The following is an 18,054-nucleotide window of genomic DNA, read 5'->3' as shown; positions in this document are numbered from 1 at the left end:
TTGCAAGCGAAGGAATGAGCCGGGTGATACAGGGCCTCCTGAACAATGTCAATCAAAGACCGCGCCGGGCAGCCATGCAAAAACGCATTTGTTGCTAAATTATATCTCCGGATATTAACTTTCCCGTGCATAATTATAGATCAATAATCCAGATACGATAGACGCTTAGCAAGGGGATGGACATGCGGTTTCGTGTTGTGACAGGGATTTTTTCGATCCCGGCGATTTGCCTACTTACGCTGCTTGCGATCATTTTTACCGTCGCACTCAATTATCAAACCAGCCTGCGAAATGGAAAGTATGAGCAGATTTCGCATCTGACCGAGGGTGCTGTCACCATCGTTGACACCTATATTGCCAAAACTAAATCCGGCGAGATGAGCGAGGCTGACGCCAAAGCAGCCGCTCTTGGCATTCTGAATGCGTATCGCTTTGACGGCGAAAACTACATTTATGCCACCGATTACAGCCATTGCATGGTGCTTGACCCGTTAAGCCCTGGAGATGTTGGCAAATGTAATCCGGATAGCAAAGTTCGAAACATGATCGTCGATACGGCCAAGTCCGGTGGCGGGATTATTACCTATGAAACCAAGAAACCCGGTGAAGGCGACAGGCTGATTGAAAAGGCCGCTTATGTGCGCCCGATCAAGGAATGGAACTGGGCGCTTGGTGCGGGCGTCTATATGGATGACGTTCAATCCGAATTTGTCAGTGTGATGCAAAACATCGCGATCATTTCGATCATTGCCATCGCGATTGCCGGTATTTTGTCATGGATCGTCGGCACCCGGATCACACAAAGCATCGTGGGCCTGAACAGCAGCATTCGCACCATTGCAGATGGCGATTACAAGGCTCCGGTCGAAACGCAATCGCGTTTCATCGAGATCGGCGACATGAGCGCGGGTGTTCAGGCGCTGCGCGACAAGTCCGCACAGGCCCAGCAGCTTGAATCTGATGCAGCCAGCCAAAAACAGAAAAGCGAACAGGAACGCCGTGCGAATATCCGGTCCATTGCCGAAAAACTTAAAACCGAAGTTGGTGGCATTGCCGGTGCGGTGGATCGTTCGGTTCAACGCAGTGGCGACCTTGCCAACAGCATGGCGCATAATGCCGACGGTATTTTAGGGCAAAGCCAACAGGTTGCGTCTGCTGCGGGGGAAGTTTCGCAGAATGTCGATGCGGTTGCTGCCGCGACCGAGGAACTTTCATCTTCGATCACGGAAATCAACATGCAGATTTCCCAGATGTCGAACACGGTTGAACGCGCAACCGATGAAAGCCAGAGTGCGTCAAACGACGTTGCCGGTCTGTCCAACACGGTTGAAAAGATCAAAGAAATCATTGGCTTGATCAATGATATTGCCGGTCAGACCAACCTTTTGGCCCTGAACGCGACCATCGAAGCTGCGCGTGCGGGCGAAGCCGGTAAGGGCTTTGCCGTTGTCGCAAACGAGGTCAAAAACCTTGCGACACAGACAGCAAAGGCAACCGACGAGATCGCAGCCCAGATCAACGACATCGTTGATGGTACTGAACGGGCTGTTACCGGGATTTCGCGGGTTTCGGAAACCATCGAACAGGTTCGGGGGGCTTCGACCGCAATTGCCGCCGCGATTGAGGAACAGGGTGCCGCGACACAGGAAATTTCAGGCAACGCAAACCGCAGTGCGGATGGCGTGAAGCAGATTTCCTATAGCATCGATGAAACCATGAAGAACGCGCAAGGGACGACCAAAGATGCCGCCGAACTGAAATCGGCATCCGAAGAGCTTTCAAGCCGTTCGAACGAACTGACCCAGATCATTGCACGATTCTCTGGCGATCTGATCAAACAGTCGGAAAGCTAAAAAGCTTTCAAACCACGCAGAAAAAGACAGCCCGGACATTTTAATGTCCGGGCTGTCTTTGTAGTAAACTCACTGCAACCCCAACATCAGATAACTTGCCATCGCAACAGAATCAGGCCGCCTTGTTTTCAGATATTTCTTTTGTGACCGGAATAATTCGCTTGCCTGTTTGTTGCAGAAAAACCCCGATCAGAATTGCCATCATGGCGACAACATCAAGCGATGCCAACGGTTCCCCGACCAAAATGATCCCCACAGCCATTGCCACCAGCGGTGGCAGATAGGTCACCCCGGACGCAGCCATAGCCCCCAGATTCGCAACAATGAAATAATACAGGATATAAGCTAGGCCTGTACCGAGAATGCCAAGTCCGACCACAAGGCCCAAGGCGGTTTTCGGATCGGAAAACACCGCATCGATATTTGTATAATCCGTGGCAATGGCAAAGATCGCCGTCGCGATACCGATCTGATAGGTCGACAGAGACACCGCAGAAAGTTTAAGCGGCGTTATGAATTTGCGCGCATAGACAAATGAACAGCCGACACTTAATGCGCCACCAACCATGTAAGCCGTCCCGACCAGACTGACCCCGCCATCCGCCATCTGCGCACCATCAAGCTGCCAAGGGCGGGCAATCAGCACAACCCCGGCAAAGCCCAAAGCCACCCCGATGAGCGATTTGGGTGTCGGTCGTTCTTCGCGCAGAAACAGCAGGGCAGTTACAAAGGTGAAAAGCGGAATCGCCCCACTGAGCATTCCGGCAACACTCGACAGTAAAAGAGCAGCCCCCTTGGCAAAGGCAAAATAGTAAATTGCGGTCGCCAAAAATGCCATCACCACAAAATGATGGATATAACGCATATCGCGGATGCGAATTTCGCCACGTATCACAGCAAAAATAAGCAAGGGCACAAAGCCAAAAACCACGCGCAAAAAGGCGACCTGTTGCGGCGTAATATAATCCGCCGCCCATTTCATGAAGATGAAGTTGCTTCCCCAAATGACACCGAGCAAGACAAAGGCAAAATAGGCAATCGTTTTCATTTTAAGGGCACTGCTCGTTAAACTGGCCAGATAGGAGAAGACATATAAGAGAAGACATCACATCAAAACAGACAATGCCAAATGGACGGCATTGCCTGTAACTATTCGCGATCAAACCTGCCGATCACACCGAGCGGGTAATGCCACCATCGACCCGGATATTTTGCCCGGTGATGTAGCCTGCCCCGTCAGAAGCAAGAAACGCGATGGTCGCAGCAATTTCTTCGCTTTTGCCATAGCGCCCCATCGGCACCCGATCACGTCGTTCATCGGTTTCGGGCAAACTGTCGATAAAGCCCGGCAAAACATTGTTCATGCGAATGTTTTCAGGCGCATATTTATCGGCAAACAATTTGGTAAAGGCCGCAAGCCCGGCGCGGAAAACGCCCGAAGTCGGGAAAACCGGATCAGGTTCAAACGCGGCAAAGGTCGAGATATTGATAATGACGCCCCCACCTTGCTTTTGCATGATCGGGGTGACCATCCGGGTTGGACGCACCGCATTGAGGAAATAAACATCCATGCCGGCATGCCAATCGTCATCGGTCAGTTCCAAAACCGGTTTGCGCGGCCCATGCCCGGCGGAATTCACCAACACATCGACACGGCCCCATTTTTCCATCGCAAGATCGACCAGACGCTGAAGGTCATCGTTTGACTGGTTTGAGCCCGTCACACCAATACCGCCAAGCTCTGCGGCCAGCGCTTCGCCCTTGCCCGAAGATGACAGGATGGCAATTTTATAGCCATCCGCGGCCAGTTTGCGGGCTGCATCAGCGCCCATGCCGCTGCCACCTGCTGTAATCAGTGCTACTTTTTCTATTGTCATAACGGCTCCTTACGAGATCTTACGAATCATTACGACTCTTTGCATTTGCTTTATTGTCGTATTGATGAACTTTGATACTGTAGAATTTATGCGCTTCAGGCCAGCGACACCAACCAGATTTGCAGCGATGAGAGTGTAGAAAAACTATTCGATGAAGAAAACAGACAGCCAAATTCCGCCGTTAAACAGCCTGCGCGCATTCGATGCGGCCGGTCGGCATCTTAATTTCAGGATTGCGGCCGAAGAACTTGGCGTCACACAAGGGGCGGTCGCCCAGCATGTGCGTGGTCTGGAAGCTTATTTGGGGTTGACCCTTCTGGATCGTTTGCCGCGCGGTGTGGCCCTAACAGAGAACGGCCAGCGCTTTCATGCGGAAATCAGCCGTGCCTTTGAGATTATCCGCAACGCCACCCAAACGCTGCAGCCCCAATCAACCCATCTGACCATCAGCGTCACGCCAACATTCGCTGCAAAATGGCTGATCCCGCGCCTGCCGGATTTCACGGCTGAAAACCCGCAAATTGAACTGCGGATTGTTGCGACAGAAAAGGCATCAAACTTTCATTCTGACGGGGTGGATCTGGTGGTGCGCCAAACCGGTACGTCTTTTGCCGCCGGGCTTCTAGCCGATCTGCTGTTCAAACAGGATATTGTGGCGATTTGCAGTCCGGGGCTTCTGGCCGATTTCCCCGACCGGCTAGAAATTGGCGATCTTGATCGGCTGGTTCTTATTCACGACTCGCACAATCTGTGGCCGGAATATCTGAAAACCGTGTTTGGACATGAAATCCCCGACCCGGCAAAGAATGTGCGGTTGAACCAGACAGCACTTGCGATTGATGCGGCCCTGTCGGGGCAAGGCATTGCCTTGGCCAGCCGTTTTCTTGTTGAACAGGATTTGGCCGCCGGACGGCTGGTGCAACCGTTTGACCATGTTCTGCGCGGCACACGCGACTTTTATCTGGTCAGTCCCCGGGACGGCAAAAACCCTGCGGCCTGCCATCAGGTGCGCCAATGGATGTTAAAATGGCGCATCCACAATCAATCACCTTCGAAAGAGTAACTCGTTCTGGTTGACCTATTCCGCCGGAAGATCGTTTTCCCGGCGGAAGGAATGTGCTGGATAAACCCCGAGAATGCGGACTTCGTGGGAGAAGAATTGCAATTCTTCGAGCGCGTGGCGCAGGCCAAGCTGTTCGGGGTGGGCTTCGACCTCGGCAAAGAACTGGGTCGCGGTGAAATGGCCTTCGACCATATAGCTTTCAAGCTTGGTCATATTGATGCCATTGGTGGCAAACCCGCCCAGCGCCTTATAAAGGGCGGCTGCGACGTTGCGCACACGGAAGACAAAGCTTGTCACAACCGGCGTTCCGTCATTGGCAATATTCAGCGGATCGCGGGCCAGAATGATAAAGCGCGTCGTGTTATGCGCGGCGTCTTCGACTTCGGTGCGCAAGATATCAAGACCATAAATCTCGGCGGCCAGGACCGGTGCGATGGCGGCAATTGATTTATCACCGCGATCAGCGACTTCTTTAGCACAGCCAGCCGTATCGGGACCGACAACCGTATGGACACCCAGTTCCTTGCGCAATTTGCGGCATTGGCCAAGGGCGTGAACGTGGCTGTGGATTTCTTTGATGTCTTCGATCTTGGTACCGGGCACAGCGACCAGTGCGTGGTTAATCCGCAGGAAGGTTTCACCAATGATATGCACACCCGATTCGGGCAGAATATGGTGAACATCGGCCACACGTCCGGCAAGGGTGTTGTCAATCGGGATCACGGCCAGATCAACATCGCCTTCTTCCAATGCACTAAAGGCGCCTTCAAAGGTCCGACACGGTACTGTTATGGCACCTGGAAACGCACGACGGGCTGCTTGATCTGAATAGGCACCGTGCATTCCCTGAAAAGCGATCCTTTGTTGCGCAGTCATATGTCTGTTTCCTGATAAGTCAAAAGTGTTTTAGCGACAGTCTTTTAGGATTTGGCATAGAAAACCCTAATTACGCGCCCAAGACAAGCCGGGCGCGTTCAAGGTCTTCGACGGTATCAACCCCCAGCGGCACACCATCGACCAGTGCGACCGCAATGACCATGCCGTTTTCAAGGGCACGCAACTGTTCAAGCTTTTCACGCTGTTCCAGTTCGGCGGGCGGCAAGGCAACAAAGCGATCAAGGGCAGCACGCCGATAGGTATAAAGACCGATGTGATGATATAGCGGCCCGTCGCCATGCGGGGCGGTTGCGCGGGTGAAATAAAGCGCGCGTGCCACACGGCCCGTACCAAAGGCGGCAACGACCTTGACCACATTGGGATTGTCGCGTTCTTCGGCGCGTGTGATTTCGGCAGCCAGTGTCGCGATATCGACCAACGGGTCACTAAGCGGGTCAAACACCGCACGGATGTCGGCGGCATCAATGGTGGGTAGATCACCCTGCACATTGACCACCGCATCATATTTGCCTTCGGGGTCAAAGGTTTGCAGGGCCTGATGCACCCGATCCGATCCGCTGGGCAGATCAGGATCGGTCAGAACCGCAATGCCCCCCGCCGCGGTCACGACATCGGCAATTTCCTGTTCGGCACAGGCCACCAGAACCGGGCCAATCTTGGCTTCAAGCGCACGACGCCAGACCTGAACGATCATTGGCATGCCGCAAATATCGGCCAATGGCTTGTTCGGCAGGCGGGTTGAGGCCATACGAGCGGGAATTACAACAACAGGATTGCGCGGCGTCGACATTTTAAAACTCCGGTCAGGCTCAAATTACCTGTGTTTGACCTTGCGCAAAGCGTGACCCAAACGGTCAATGGCAAAACAACAGGCATGATTTGGCGCGACATTAGCCGGTTTTTGGCGAATGGCGAAAGGCGGAATCGCTTTTAGAACCTGACAAAGGGTAGGATTTATATACCTAGACTAAAGTTCAAGAGCATCCGCTTTCGCCTTGGTGTTTAAGAAAGGTTGATGCAAATCGCTGAAACGTATAGTTTCCGACCGAACAGTTTTGCCTGCGGTTACAAGTGTGTTTCTCATTTACGAGGATTGCCAGGGGGGCCTAGGGGTAAGCTGAGTGAAAATTTAGGGTTCAGGCCCTAAAAATGAGAAACCTGAGAGTGATTAGGCTGTAACGGGGTCCCGTCATGAACACGATGGAAATCAACAAGATCGTAGCCGGAGTGATTTGCGCCGTGCTTCTGGTAGTGGTTGTCGGCAAGATCGGCAGCGCACTGGTTCATCCCGATGAACTTGAAGCACCGGTTTATCCTTTCTCCGAGGAACTGATGGCGGGTGCAAATGCGGATGCTGCGGCACCAAGCGCACCGGCAGGTCCAGAACCGATTCTTGCCATGTTGGCATCTGCCGATCTTGGCCAAGGCGAGAAAGCCTTTAAGAAATGCGCATCCTGCCACGATGTGGAAAAAGGTGGTCCGAATAAAACCGGCCCGAACCTGTATGGCATCGTCGGGGCTGATTTCGCGCATAAGGGCGATTTCTCCTATTCTGATGGCATGGCAAATCATGGCAGTGCCTGGGGCTTTGAGGAGCTGAACGAGTTCCTTTACAACCCGCGCGGCTATATCGATGGCACGAAAATGAGCTTCGGTGGCCTGAAAAAGGCATCGGAACGTGCGGCTGTCATTGCATGGCTTAACACCAAATCCGACAACCCGGTTCCATTGCCGGATCCGGCAGCAATTGAAGCAGCAGAACCTGCTGAAGATGCGGCTGCACCGGTTGAAGGCGAAGAAGCCGCACCGGCTGAAGGCGAAGCTGTCGCACAGTAAGCCAAAGTTAGCTGAGCAGATTTTTCTGATCAGACATTGATTTTTAACAGGGGACAGGTAACTGTCCCCTGTTTGCTTTTGATGGTCGTTTTTGCGGCCGAAAGTAATTGTCAAAGCGGTATGCACCGCGCCCCACCATCAGATTCTTGCAGGGATGCGCTTTCATGGAAAATCTCGACCACTTTTTGGAAATCGCCCACAAACTGGCCGATGCCGCCCGCCCGGTGGTCCGTAAATATTACCGCACCCCGGTCGCGGTTGACGTGAAAGCAGATGACAGCCCGGTCACCATTGCGGACCGGGAAGTTGAACGCACCATGCGCGAAATCCTGAATGCCGAATTGCCCGACCACGGGATTCTGGGCGAAGAATATGGCCGTGAAAATACCGATGCCGAATTTGTCTGGGTGCTTGATCCGATTGATGGCACCAAATCGTTCATTTCCGGCAAGCCAAGCTTTGCCACCCTGATTGCGCTTTGCCATAACGGAAAACCGATCATTGGCATTATCGATCAGGCGATTACCGATGAACGCTGGGTCGGCATGATGGGGCAGGCCAGCACGATGAATGGCACTGAGATCAGCGCACGTGACTGCGAAGACCTTAAAAGTGCGACCTTCTTTACCACTGCGCCGGAACTGTTTCGCGGCGATTCGGCCAAGGCCTATCAAGCGATTTCGAAAAATTGCCGGGTGCCGATGTATGGGGTGGATGCCTATGCATACGGCCTGACCGCGCTTGGCCTTGCCGACACAGTGGTTGAGATCGGACTTCAGGCCTATGATTTCTGCGCGCTTGTGCCGGTGGTCGAAGGGGCCGGAGGTGTCATGACCGACTGGTCCGGCACAGCCTTAAGCATTGAAAGTGCCGGGGATGTAATCGCCAGCGGGGATGCACGGTGCCATCAGGATGTTCTGGTCACCATCAAAGCCGCGATGGCCTGATATCGGCCACCTCTAAGACCACGCATATATACCCCTGCCCTAAACCGGAGTCGCCCCGATGCGCAACAGCCACCCGTTTCTTGCCATGGCCCACAAGCTTGCCGATGCGGCCCGCCCTGTTTTGCAAAGCTATTACCGCAAGCCGGTGGAAATTGACGTCAAGGGGGATTCAAGCCTTGTGACCGATGCCGACCGGGCGATCGAGCGCACCATGCGCGATCTGATCAATACCGAACTGCCCGGTCATGGCATTCTGGGCGAAGAATACGGACCGGAAAACCTTGATGCCGAATTTGTCTGGGTGCTTGACCCGATTGATGGCACCAAGTCGTTCATTACCGGCAAACCCAGCTTTAACACCCTGATTGCGCTGTGTCAGAACGGCAAGCCGGTTCTGGGCGTGATCGATCAGGCGATTTTGGATGAACGCTGGATCGGGGTCAGCGGGCAGGCAACAACCTTAAACGACAAACCGATTTCAGCACGTGAATGCCCGCATCTGAAAGATGCCACCATTTTCACGACGGGGCCGGATCTTTTCGTTGAGAGAAAGGCAATTGCCGGATACGAGGCGGCGTTTCAGGCCGCCCGTCAGCCGGTTTACGGCATTGATTCTTATGGCTATGGCCTGATCGCGTTGGGGTTTGGTGATGTTTTGATCGAATCGAACTTACAGCCCTATGATTTCTGTGCCGCCGTGCCGGTGATTGAAGGGGCCGGGGGTGTGATTACTGATTGGGATGGCAAGGACCTTACGATCCATAGTGGTGATCTGGTGATTGCCAGTGGCGATAAGCGGTGCCATCAGGAAGGGCTTGATGTCCTTCAACGCGCGACCGCCTGAACACACCACCTGAGGACACGAGCTGATCACGCCTGCTTGGCAAACAAGTTTGGTGTTTTGCGCAAAATCAGGCAAGATTACCAGATGAACCAATAAGTTAGGCAGCTAAGTCAGGCAGTACCATGTTCGAGTGGGTGATCATTCTGTTTCTGGGGTCCGGGCTTGTTTACGGGTTGCAGTCCCAGCGGTTGCAACGGCGCAGCATTTCATCCCCCATGATCATGGTTATGGCCGGTGGCGTGATTGCCGTGCCACTTGGCATCTGGCATGAAGCGCCGATGGCGCCACTTTCAGGGAAGCTGGAATTCGCCACCGGCTTTGCCGAAATGACCCTGGCGATCATTCTGTTTCTGGATGCTGCGGTTCTTGATTACCGCAAAGAAGGCCCCGCACGGCGCCTTGCCAATCGGCTTCTTTTGGTCGGCTTGCCGCTGACCATCGGGGTGACATGGGCCTTTATCATGGGGCTTGATGCAACAATCGGGATGTTGCCCGCGCTTATACTGGCCCTGATTGTCAGCCCGACCGATGCCGCCCTTGGCCGTCCGGTGCTTGAAAACAAACAGGTCCCTACCCCGGTACGTCAGGGCATTAATATCGAAAGCGGCCTGAATGACGGGTTGGTCCTGCCGGTCTTTACCACCGCCATCTTGCTTGAAGCCGAACTGGTCGGTGAAGGGCCCAATAACTGGGTCACCGAAGCCATTCTTGAAATTTCCGTCGGTGCCGGGGTGGGTATTGCCGCCGGGTTGGGCATTGGGTTGCTGGTCAATCATGCCGTGACGCGCAAGACCATTCTGGACCGGTTCGAACGGCTTTTGGGCATTTTCGCCGCCCTTTTGATTTTCTTCCTGTCGGAAAAGCTGGGCGGCAATGGCTTTGTCGCGGCCTTTGCCGGGGGCATGGCCCTCAACATTTCTAGTACGAAGGTCCGGGACGCGATTGAAAGTTTTGGCGAAGCCGAGGCCGAGCTTTTAACCATGCTGACCTTCTTTGCGTTTGGCTTGCTTGTCGTGCCGGCGGTTTATGGCCTTTGGACGACAGAGATGCTTGTCTTCTCGATCGCCAGCCTTGTGGTTTTGCGCCCGGTTTGCGTCTGGATCTGCATGATTGGCAGTCCTTATTCCCTTGCCGAAAAGCTTTATATCGGCTGGTTCGGGCCGCGCGGGATCGCATCGATCATTTATCTTCTGATCATGGCGACCATGATTGATCCGACCGGGCATGAAGCGATTTATGCCGCGGTTGTCATGATTGTCTGTATCAGTGTTGTGGCGCACGGATTAAGTGCTGCACCGCTGTCGCAAGCGCTTGTTGCGCATCTGGCACGGAAATCAAAAGCCGCGAAATAAGGTGCCTATTGCTGGCTTATGGCCAGACGGGCACCAAGGGCAACAAACATTGCGCCCAAGGCACGTTGCAGCCATGCGCCAAGCTTGTTGTGGCCTTTGATCCGCACGGCGGCGGCAGCGACCAGAAGGACAATGGTGCTTTCCACCACCAACCCGATCAGATTGACCATCGATCCCAAAATCAGGAATTGCACCGCCCCGTGCCCTTGTGCGGGATCAACGAATTGCGGCAGAAAGGCCATGAAAAAGATCGCGACCTTGGGATTAAGGACATCAATCATCACCCCTTGTCGCCATGCCTGAAAGGCCGTGGCGTTTCTGGGCGAAAGGGCTGTGTTATGCGGTAGATCTTTGGTGTCGGAACCTGTGTGCTTTTTGGCAAAGCTGGCGCGGATTGCGCCAATGCCCAGCCAGACCAGATAGACAACCCCGACCCATTTGACAATGGCAAAGGCCAGTGCCGAAGTTGCCAGAATTGCCGACAGGCCAAGGGCAGCCGCCACCACATGGACAAACGCGCCGGAAACCACACCAATGGTTGAAAACAGCCCGATTTTGCGGCCATGAACGGCGGTTTGCCCGACGATATAAGCCATATCAGGCCCCGGCGAGATATTGAGCAAAAAGGCCGCAATCAAAAACGGCGTGTAATGCACAAGAAGATCAAACATCACAGATGATCGCGCCCGTAATAGATCAGATCGATTTCAAGCGGTTTGGCCCCGGCTTCGAGGATCATGTTGGACAGTTGCCCGCGATGATGGGTTTGATGGTTGAACATATGCCCCAGCACCAGATCACGCGGCATGGTATAGGCCCCCGCCGTGACCGACTGATAGGTCAAATCCGATGCGATGACATCCGGGGTTAAGGTAGATGTGAAATCAATGATGGCCTGATCCTGCGTCATCCGGGCGGCGCGCAAGTCATCAAATTTCGCAAACAGAACCGTATCAAGCGGCATCGAGATCGGTGCGCCGAGCAAACGCGACATCCAAATGCTATCTGCGACCAGAAGATGGTTCAAGGTTGCGGTGATGGACGGGAAAAAGGCCGTGCGCGGCGCATCAAGATCGCGTTGGGAAAGTGTCGCACACGCATCATAGACATGCCCGTTTGCCCAACGGTTATAGCGGGCCAAGCGTTCGAAATAGGCGACGCTGTTCATCTGCGATCTCCCTTGTGACGTTATCTGGAGCTAGGGTTTGATAGTCGGCGGTATCGCGGCAACCTGTTCCAACACCTTGGCAGCAGGTTTTGGCACGCGCTTGGTCAGGATAACCACATTGCCAATCAATGTCAGGCCAACACCCCAGATGATGTTGCTGGTCCAATGGAAATCTTCAAACCATGTCGAGAGCAACAAGGCAACAACCGGAAACATCACCGAACTATAGGCCGCGCGGTCCGGGCCGATTTTACCAAGCAAGGTCAGGTAAAAGCCGAACGCCAGTACCGAGCCAAACAGCGACAGATAGACCAAGGCCATCAGGAAGGGCGGACTTGTATCAAAGGTCAGCGGAATACCGGCCAGACCGATATAGGCAAACAGCAAAACCGATCCATAAAGCATGCCATAAGCATTGGCCTGCATGACCGGAATGCCGCGCCCCTGATTGCGGGCCGATGCCATATTGCCAAGGGATGCGATGTAACTGCCTGCCAAGGACACCAGAAGCCCGATGCTGCCCCCGGTGGTCAGATCAAAGGCGGCAAGATCATTGGCAAAGACCATGGCAATGCCCGACAAACCGATCGTCGCACCGATCAAAGTCCGTGTTTCGGGCCGACGGTGGAAAAAGATCGCGCCATTAATCATGTTCATGATGACGATGGTTGAAAACACCACCGCCAACAGGCCGGATGTCAGATGGGTGCTGGCGACATAAATCAGAACATAGTTCAGCGAGAAAAGGCAGATCCCAAGGACGGCCATAAAGAAATGATCACGCAGGGAGAACCGCATCGGCAACCGCCGGGCAAAGCACCATGCCAGCAAAATGAGCGTGGCAAGGGCGAAACGGTAGGCAACAGCGACTTCGGGGGCGACCGAAAGCTGATACTGAATGGCAATCCAGGTCGATCCCCAGATTACAACAACTGCTGTATATAAACCCAACATGCCCAAGGCACTCCGTCAAAAACTGAAGCGGCAATTTAAGGCAATTCGGGAACGTTACCAAACCAGCATTTTTGATCCCGGCATTAGCTGGGCTAATCCAAAGGCGTCAATTTAATGTATGAAAACTGTCCTTGGTCGCGGCAATAAGCCAGCCCTAAGGATTATCTGGTTTTGTCCGGTGTATTATCCGTATCCGGCAGGCTTTTTTCTGATGATTCTGCTTCAATATCGGAACCCGAATCAGTGCCTGTTTCATCGGTCAGTTCTTCAACCGGTGCGGAGCGTTCGACGCGCAAAGCAGCATTTTTCTCGTCGCGTTTGCGCTTTTGCCAGTCTTTCCAGATTTCAAGCAATTCGGAACGGGACTGGAAGATCGGGATACGGCGTTTGGGTTTGGCTTTTTGTTGTTCAACCGCAAGCCCGACTTCAATCACGCCATGTTCATCATCAGTCCGACGGACAATCAGTTCGACCATGCCATAGGCCATGCGATCGCCAAGTTCGACATCGCCAGGAAGGTCACGTTCAAGGATATCGGCAACGGTCAGGTCTTCATCCCCATCCCGGACCGAAAATCCGTAAAGTCGCGCAATATCAACAACCCGCGTATCTGGCGGGAAGCTGAAATCCCCGAACAGATCAACGTCATTGGCACCTTCGGCCGGACCGGCGAACAACTGATCAAGCAGTTCGACATGGCGCGGCGGGGTGATGATATAAACCTGATCGCCACCTTGAACAGGGCCGGCACTATGCGGGCGGAGCGATTTGCCGCCGCGCAGGATCAGGCTGGGCCGTGCCCATCGTGGAATACGCTGACCGGTGGCAACGGCACTGGCTTCATGAACGCGATAGACAACAATTTCCTGATTGGCATTGCCCGGCAATTCAAGATCAATACGGTCCACCGGCCCATGCCGGGACGGCACGATAATACCCAACCATTTCGCCACCCGCCGGATGGTCCAACCCTGCAATAAAAGGGACGTAATCACGACGATAAAGGCCGTGTTAAACAATAACTGCCCTTCGGGAATGCCTTCAACCATCGGAACGATTGCAAGCAGGATCGAGACAGCCCCGCGCAAACCAACCCATGAAATAAACGCCGTATCATTGCGCGAGAAATTAAAGAACATCAGACACAGCCAAACCGCGACCGGGCGGGCGACAAACACCAACACCAGTGCCAGAATGACGCCAGGAAGCATGACCGCGCCAAATTCCGACGGGGTTGCCAGAAGGCCAAGGGTGACAAACATCGCAATCTGGGCAAGCCATGTGGTGACATGCTGGAAGCGCCGGACACCGACGCTCATTTTCATTTTACTGTTACCGGCAAACAGACCGGCGACATAGACCGCCAAAAAGCCACTACCGCCCAGAATACTGGTCGCGCCAAACAAACTGAGCGCGCAGGCCATGGTAATGATCGGCACCAAACCCGGTTCAAGCTTAACCCGATTGATCATCCAAACCAGCGCATAACCACCGGCCAGACCAAAAACCGCACCCAGACCGATTTGCAGGATAAAGCGTTGAAGCAGCTCGAACGCGATATTTTCCCCACCGCCCAGAACAATCAGTTCGACCAGCGAAATCGTCAGGAAAACAGCCATCGGGTCGTTCGACCCAGATTCGACTTCAAGCGTGCTGCGCGTACGATCACGCAGATTGATCCCGCCCACCCGTAACAGGAAAAACACCGCCGCCGCATCGGTCGAACTGACAATCGCGCCAAATAAAAGGGCAATCAGCCAGGGCACATCCAACACAAGCCATGTCACAGCCCCGATCACCCCCGTAGTGATCAGAACCCCGAAAGTGGCAAGGATAAGCGATGGTCCGGCGGCGATTTTTAACGTTCGAATCTGGGTTTCAAAGCCGCTGTCAAACAGGATCAGGGCAAGGGCGATGGAACCGATAAAGTAGGCCAGCGGCGCGTTATCAAACATGATACCGCCAACGCCATCTTCACCGGCAGCCAGCCCGACAAACAGAAACACCAACAACAAAGGCGCCCCGACACGGAAACTGACGAGGCTTGTGAAAACCGCGACAACAACCAGAACCGATGCAATCAGGATCACCAGATTCATCGATTCAATCATAGTACGGTTCTTCCTTCTGGATGGTGGCTGGGTACAGATGGTGTGAGAAACACACACCACTTCATCAATATGTCAGCAGATAATTATGAAATGATGACTATGAAATCCCTTTGAGCAAAAAAAGCGGTAATTTTTTTTAAGGCTCCCTGAAAAAGACCTAGTCCGTTTCCGATTGTGCCGGAACAAAGGACGTTTCTTTTGCTGTGGACAAGGCAATTTCCGGCAAAATTTCGACAACGCCGGGAATTTCCTTGATCGTATCGGAAACAAAGCTTTCGAGATGGGCGGTATCACGCAAGCGCAGCTTGATCAGAAAATCAAACCGGCCGGTCATGTGATGACATTCCAAAACTTCGTCCGCCTTGATCAGCGATTTGACCATTTTTTTGTTGCCCTTGGCCGGGTCGGTGCGCAGCCACACCATCGCGGTTAGTGCCCGTCCAATCGCCTTTGGGTCAACCGCGATACGATAAGACTGGATAATTCCCTGATCTCGCAGCTTTCGGACACGATCATTTACCGCAGAAACCGACAACCCAACCTTGGTTCCCAGAACCGAATAGGATAGCGATGCGTCTTCCTGCAGGATGTCGATCAATTTGCGATCTATAGCATCCATTATAATTTCCCCCTGATGGATTTCCGTCGATAGCCTTGATCTTACACGAAAAACCGCCGTCAGAGAACATTTCACCCGAAAGCGTTCTTTCAGACTGCGAAATTCATCTGACGGCTATCCCGGTTGCTGTGTGTTTTTTGGCTTTCCGACGTTGTAAGACCACAAAATCGCATGCCCCGGACCAATCCATCGCCAGGAAAGCCTTGCCGATTCGGAGCCCCTGGGGTCACCGATTGCGACAAGACAGCCGCGTCAATTTGTCATACGGTATTGAAAGATATATAGTTTCAATATCAAGATTATCCCTGCCACCTGATTGCCACTCGATTATTCTCGCGTTTTACCCCTTTAAGGGTTCTGCCCCTGATGCAGCCTTCACCCCCGACTGAACATAATGCCCTGCGCGGTACCCTTTTGATGATTGGGTCGGCCTTTTGCATGGCCGCCATGGCGGTGCTGATCCGCTACATCACCCATGACGTTCATCCGTTTGAAGTCGCCTTTTTTAGAAACCTGTTCGGTCTGATCCCAATGCTGCCATGGATATTGACCCATGGGCGCACCGGGCTAAAAACCGAGCGGTTCAAGCTTCATTTCATGCGTGCAGCCCTTGGGCTTGGCGCGATGCTGTGCCTGTTTACCGCCCTTTCCATCAGCCCGGCGGCACAGGTGATTGCGATCAACTTTACCCTGCCGATCCTGACCACCGTACTGGCCGCGCTTATTGTACGTGAAACCGTGCGGGCGCGTCGCTGGAGTGCGATTGCCATCGGCTTTGTCGGCGCGATGATCATTATACGCCCGTTTGGGCAGTCGCTTGAAACCGGGATGGTTCTTGCACTGGTGGCGACCCTGTTTATGGCGGCGGCCATGACGACGGTCAAAATGCTGTCGCGGACCGAAAGTGCCAATGCCATTGTTACATGGATGGGGCTTATCATGGCGCCGCTGTCCTTGATCCCAGCCCTTATGTATTGGCAAATGCCGACCCTGTGGCAATTTGCCGTCTTGCTTTTGCTTGGTGCCTTCGCCACCGCCGGACAGCAGCTTTTGGTGCGGGCATACCGCGCGGCTGATCAGTCCTATGTGATGATTTTTGATTTTCTGCGCCTGCCGTTTGTGGCGGCAATGGCCTTTGTGATGTTTGGCGAAGTCGTCGATATCTGGACATGGGCCGGGGCGGCATTGATCATTGGATCGGCACTTTATATCGCACGGCGCGAAGCGGTTCTGGCCAGGCAGGCCCGGATTGAGCCGCGCCTGCCGACATCCGCCCCCGCCGATGCACAGGCCATCCCGGTCACAAAGATCGACCGCCCGGTTTTAACCAAAAACCCGGATGCGCCCGACACCGGCGATAGAACCGATACAACCGACACAACTGCGGCGCACGCACCGGAAAGGAAACCCGATGCGTGAGAAGTTCAATGCCCTGCCGCCTTATTTACAGGCCTCTATTTTCGGCCTGATGGCATCGATCAGTGCGGCGATCTTTTCGGTGTTTGTGCGCTTGGCGACTGAACATATTGATCCGCTGCAGGCGGTGTTTTTCCGCAATTTATTCGGGCTTATCCTGATTGCGCCACTGGCGTTTCGAAGTGGTTTAGCCCCGCTTAAAACCACGCGTCTGCCGATGTTTTTACTGCGCGCGGTTCTGTCGATGGGGGCGATGAGTTTCTGGTTTTCATCGCTGGCCTATTTGCCACTTGCCGAAGCCACCACGCTGAACTTTACCGTCCCGTTGTTTGGAACCGTGCTGGCGGCCATTTTTCTCGGTGAAAAGGTCCGTCAATATCGGGTTGCCGCATTGCTTGTCGGGTTTGGCGGGGTGTTGATCATTATCCGTCCGGGGGCGGAAACCATGCAAATGGCAAGCCTTCTTCCGATTGCAGCAGCCGTGTGCATGGCCAGTGCCGGGCTTACCATCAAGTCGTTGTCACGCACCGAAAATCCGACAACCATCATTTTGTATATGATGGCGTTGACGACGCCGCTGACGCTGATCCCGGCCCTTTTCGTTTGGGAAACGCCCAGTGTCGATGCGTTGCTTTTGATGGCAGCGGGGGCGTTCATGGCCAATATCACCCAGCTTTGTAACACCAATGCGTTTCGAGTTTACGATTATGGCTTTGTCATCGGGTTTAACTATTTACGCCTGCCATTCGTTTTGATCATTGCCTTGGTGATGTTTGGCGAAGTGCCGGAAATCTGGCTTCTGCCCGGGGCGGGATTGATTATTGGATCCGCCCTTTTCATTGCGCGGCGTGAAGCCAAACTGAACCGTGAAGCCAACCGCATCAAGCGCGGCCCGTCATCGGCGGCAAGTGATCTTGATCCGCCACCATCGCGGAGATAGAGCGTGTCGCATTTAATCTGCGCCATTTTGTTTATTTTTGGCGTGTCGCTTTGCAAGGCACAGCGTGCAGAGCGATGCGACGCATCGATCAAACGGTGTAACGTCGCAAAACGCCGCCAAAATCAAACCCTTCGGGCCGGGACAGCCTTCCGCCCCGCAGCGTCAAGGCCCTTGAAC

General features: G+C 53.7%; 17 protein-coding genes. 8 read left to right on the top strand and 9 right to left on the bottom strand.

What is annotated here, in order from left to right; genetic code table 11:
- The first annotated feature begins 182 nt into the window (after window positions 1-182).
- The gene (locus ACQ0MK_RS19170; RefSeq protein WP_430473969.1) at window positions 183-1,853 is read left to right on the top strand and encodes a methyl-accepting chemotaxis protein; all 1,671 of its coding nucleotides are present in this window, start codon (window positions 183-185) and stop codon (window positions 1,851-1,853) included.
- 112 nt (window positions 1,854-1,965) lie between these two features.
- Here ACQ0MK_RS19170 and ACQ0MK_RS19165 read toward each other — a convergent pair whose 3' ends face one another.
- Window positions 1,966-2,901, bottom strand: a complete 936-nt coding sequence (locus ACQ0MK_RS19165; protein ID WP_430473968.1) for a DMT family transporter — start codon at window positions 2,899-2,901, stop codon at window positions 1,966-1,968.
- 124 nt (window positions 2,902-3,025) lie between these two features.
- Entirely contained in the window at window positions 3,026-3,730 is a 705-nt protein-coding gene (locus tag ACQ0MK_RS19160; protein ID WP_430473967.1) for an SDR family oxidoreductase, read from the bottom strand.
- A gap of 151 nt (window positions 3,731-3,881) precedes the next feature.
- Between ACQ0MK_RS19160 and ACQ0MK_RS19155 the strand changes: the two genes are divergently transcribed.
- A complete protein-coding gene (locus tag ACQ0MK_RS19155) occupies window positions 3,882-4,793 on the top strand; it encodes a LysR substrate-binding domain-containing protein (protein WP_430473966.1) in 912 nt (303 codons plus the stop codon).
- A gap of 15 nt (window positions 4,794-4,808) precedes the next feature.
- Here ACQ0MK_RS19155 and ACQ0MK_RS19150 read toward each other — a convergent pair whose 3' ends face one another.
- Both ACQ0MK_RS19150 and ACQ0MK_RS19145 read right to left on the bottom strand, forming a co-directional pair.
- On the bottom strand, window positions 4,809-5,669 hold the full coding sequence (locus ACQ0MK_RS19150; RefSeq protein ID WP_350046662.1) for a prephenate dehydratase: 861 nt from the start codon (window positions 5,667-5,669) through the stop codon (window positions 4,809-4,811).
- A 70-nt stretch (window positions 5,670-5,739) separates the two neighbouring features.
- The gene (locus tag ACQ0MK_RS19145; protein WP_430473965.1) at window positions 5,740-6,480 is read right to left on the bottom strand and encodes a 3-deoxy-manno-octulosonate cytidylyltransferase; all 741 of its coding nucleotides are present in this window, start codon (window positions 6,478-6,480) and stop codon (window positions 5,740-5,742) included.
- Between the two features lie 401 nt (window positions 6,481-6,881).
- Here ACQ0MK_RS19145 and ACQ0MK_RS19140 point away from each other — a divergent pair, with 401 nt between their 5' ends.
- The 4 genes from ACQ0MK_RS19140 (at window position 6,882) to ACQ0MK_RS19125 (ending at window position 10,669) form a co-directional block, all read left to right on the top strand.
- Window positions 6,882-7,526, top strand: coding sequence for a c-type cytochrome (locus ACQ0MK_RS19140; RefSeq protein WP_430473964.1), 645 nt, complete (start codon window positions 6,882-6,884; stop codon window positions 7,524-7,526).
- A 164-nt stretch (window positions 7,527-7,690) separates the two neighbouring features.
- Window positions 7,691-8,473, top strand: a complete 783-nt coding sequence (hisN, locus tag ACQ0MK_RS19135; RefSeq protein WP_430473963.1) for a histidinol-phosphatase — start codon at window positions 7,691-7,693, stop codon at window positions 8,471-8,473.
- A 58-nt stretch (window positions 8,474-8,531) separates the two neighbouring features.
- Window positions 8,532-9,317 (top strand): inositol monophosphatase family protein, encoded by a 786-nt coding sequence (locus ACQ0MK_RS19130; RefSeq protein ID WP_430473962.1) that lies wholly within the window; start codon window positions 8,532-8,534, stop codon window positions 9,315-9,317.
- Window positions 9,318-9,439: 122 nt separating this feature from the next.
- Window positions 9,440-10,669 carry a cation:proton antiporter gene (locus tag ACQ0MK_RS19125; protein WP_430473961.1) on the top strand — a complete coding sequence of 410 codons (1,230 nt, stop codon included), beginning with the start codon at window positions 9,440-9,442 and terminating at the stop codon, window positions 10,667-10,669.
- A gap of 5 nt (window positions 10,670-10,674) precedes the next feature.
- Here ACQ0MK_RS19125 and ACQ0MK_RS19120 read toward each other — a convergent pair whose 3' ends face one another.
- The 5 genes from ACQ0MK_RS19120 to ACQ0MK_RS19100 form a co-directional block, all read right to left on the bottom strand.
- Window positions 10,675-11,340, bottom strand: coding sequence for a LysE family translocator (locus ACQ0MK_RS19120; RefSeq protein WP_430473960.1), 666 nt, complete (start codon window positions 11,338-11,340; stop codon window positions 10,675-10,677).
- Window positions 11,340-11,837 carry a DinB family protein gene (locus tag ACQ0MK_RS19115; protein ID WP_430473959.1) on the bottom strand — a complete coding sequence of 166 codons (498 nt, stop codon included), beginning with the start codon at window positions 11,835-11,837 and terminating at the stop codon, window positions 11,340-11,342. The genes ACQ0MK_RS19120 and ACQ0MK_RS19115 overlap by 1 nt, the downstream gene beginning before the upstream one ends.
- A 30-nt stretch (window positions 11,838-11,867) precedes the next feature.
- Window positions 11,868-12,791: a DMT family transporter gene (locus ACQ0MK_RS19110; protein WP_430473958.1), complete on the bottom strand. Its 924-nt coding sequence runs from the start codon at window positions 12,789-12,791 to the stop codon at window positions 11,868-11,870.
- A 161-nt stretch (window positions 12,792-12,952) separates the two neighbouring features.
- The gene (locus ACQ0MK_RS19105) at window positions 12,953-14,902 is read right to left on the bottom strand and encodes a potassium/proton antiporter (RefSeq protein WP_430473957.1); all 1,950 of its coding nucleotides are present in this window, start codon (window positions 14,900-14,902) and stop codon (window positions 12,953-12,955) included.
- Between the two features lie 157 nt (window positions 14,903-15,059).
- On the bottom strand, window positions 15,060-15,521 hold the full coding sequence (locus ACQ0MK_RS19100) for an Lrp/AsnC family transcriptional regulator (protein WP_430473956.1): 462 nt from the start codon (window positions 15,519-15,521) through the stop codon (window positions 15,060-15,062).
- A 366-nt stretch (window positions 15,522-15,887) separates the two neighbouring features.
- On the opposite strand from ACQ0MK_RS19100, the gene ACQ0MK_RS19095 reads away from it, so the two are divergent.
- Together ACQ0MK_RS19095 and ACQ0MK_RS19090 are read left to right on the top strand one after the other, a co-directional pair.
- Window positions 15,888-16,940, top strand: coding sequence for a DMT family transporter (locus tag ACQ0MK_RS19095; RefSeq protein ID WP_430473955.1), 1,053 nt, complete (start codon window positions 15,888-15,890; stop codon window positions 16,938-16,940).
- Entirely contained in the window at window positions 16,933-17,877 is a 945-nt protein-coding gene (locus ACQ0MK_RS19090) for a DMT family transporter (protein ID WP_430473954.1), read from the top strand. The genes ACQ0MK_RS19095 and ACQ0MK_RS19090 overlap by 8 nt, the downstream gene beginning before the upstream one ends.
- Window positions 17,878-18,054 lie beyond the last annotated feature (177 nt).

The sequence above is a fragment of the Thalassospira lucentensis genome, from assembly GCF_050516545.1.
Lineage (GTDB): Bacteria > Pseudomonadota > Alphaproteobacteria > Rhodospirillales > Thalassospiraceae > Thalassospira > Thalassospira lucentensis_C.
This window is presented reverse-complemented; position numbering and strand designations above follow the sequence as displayed.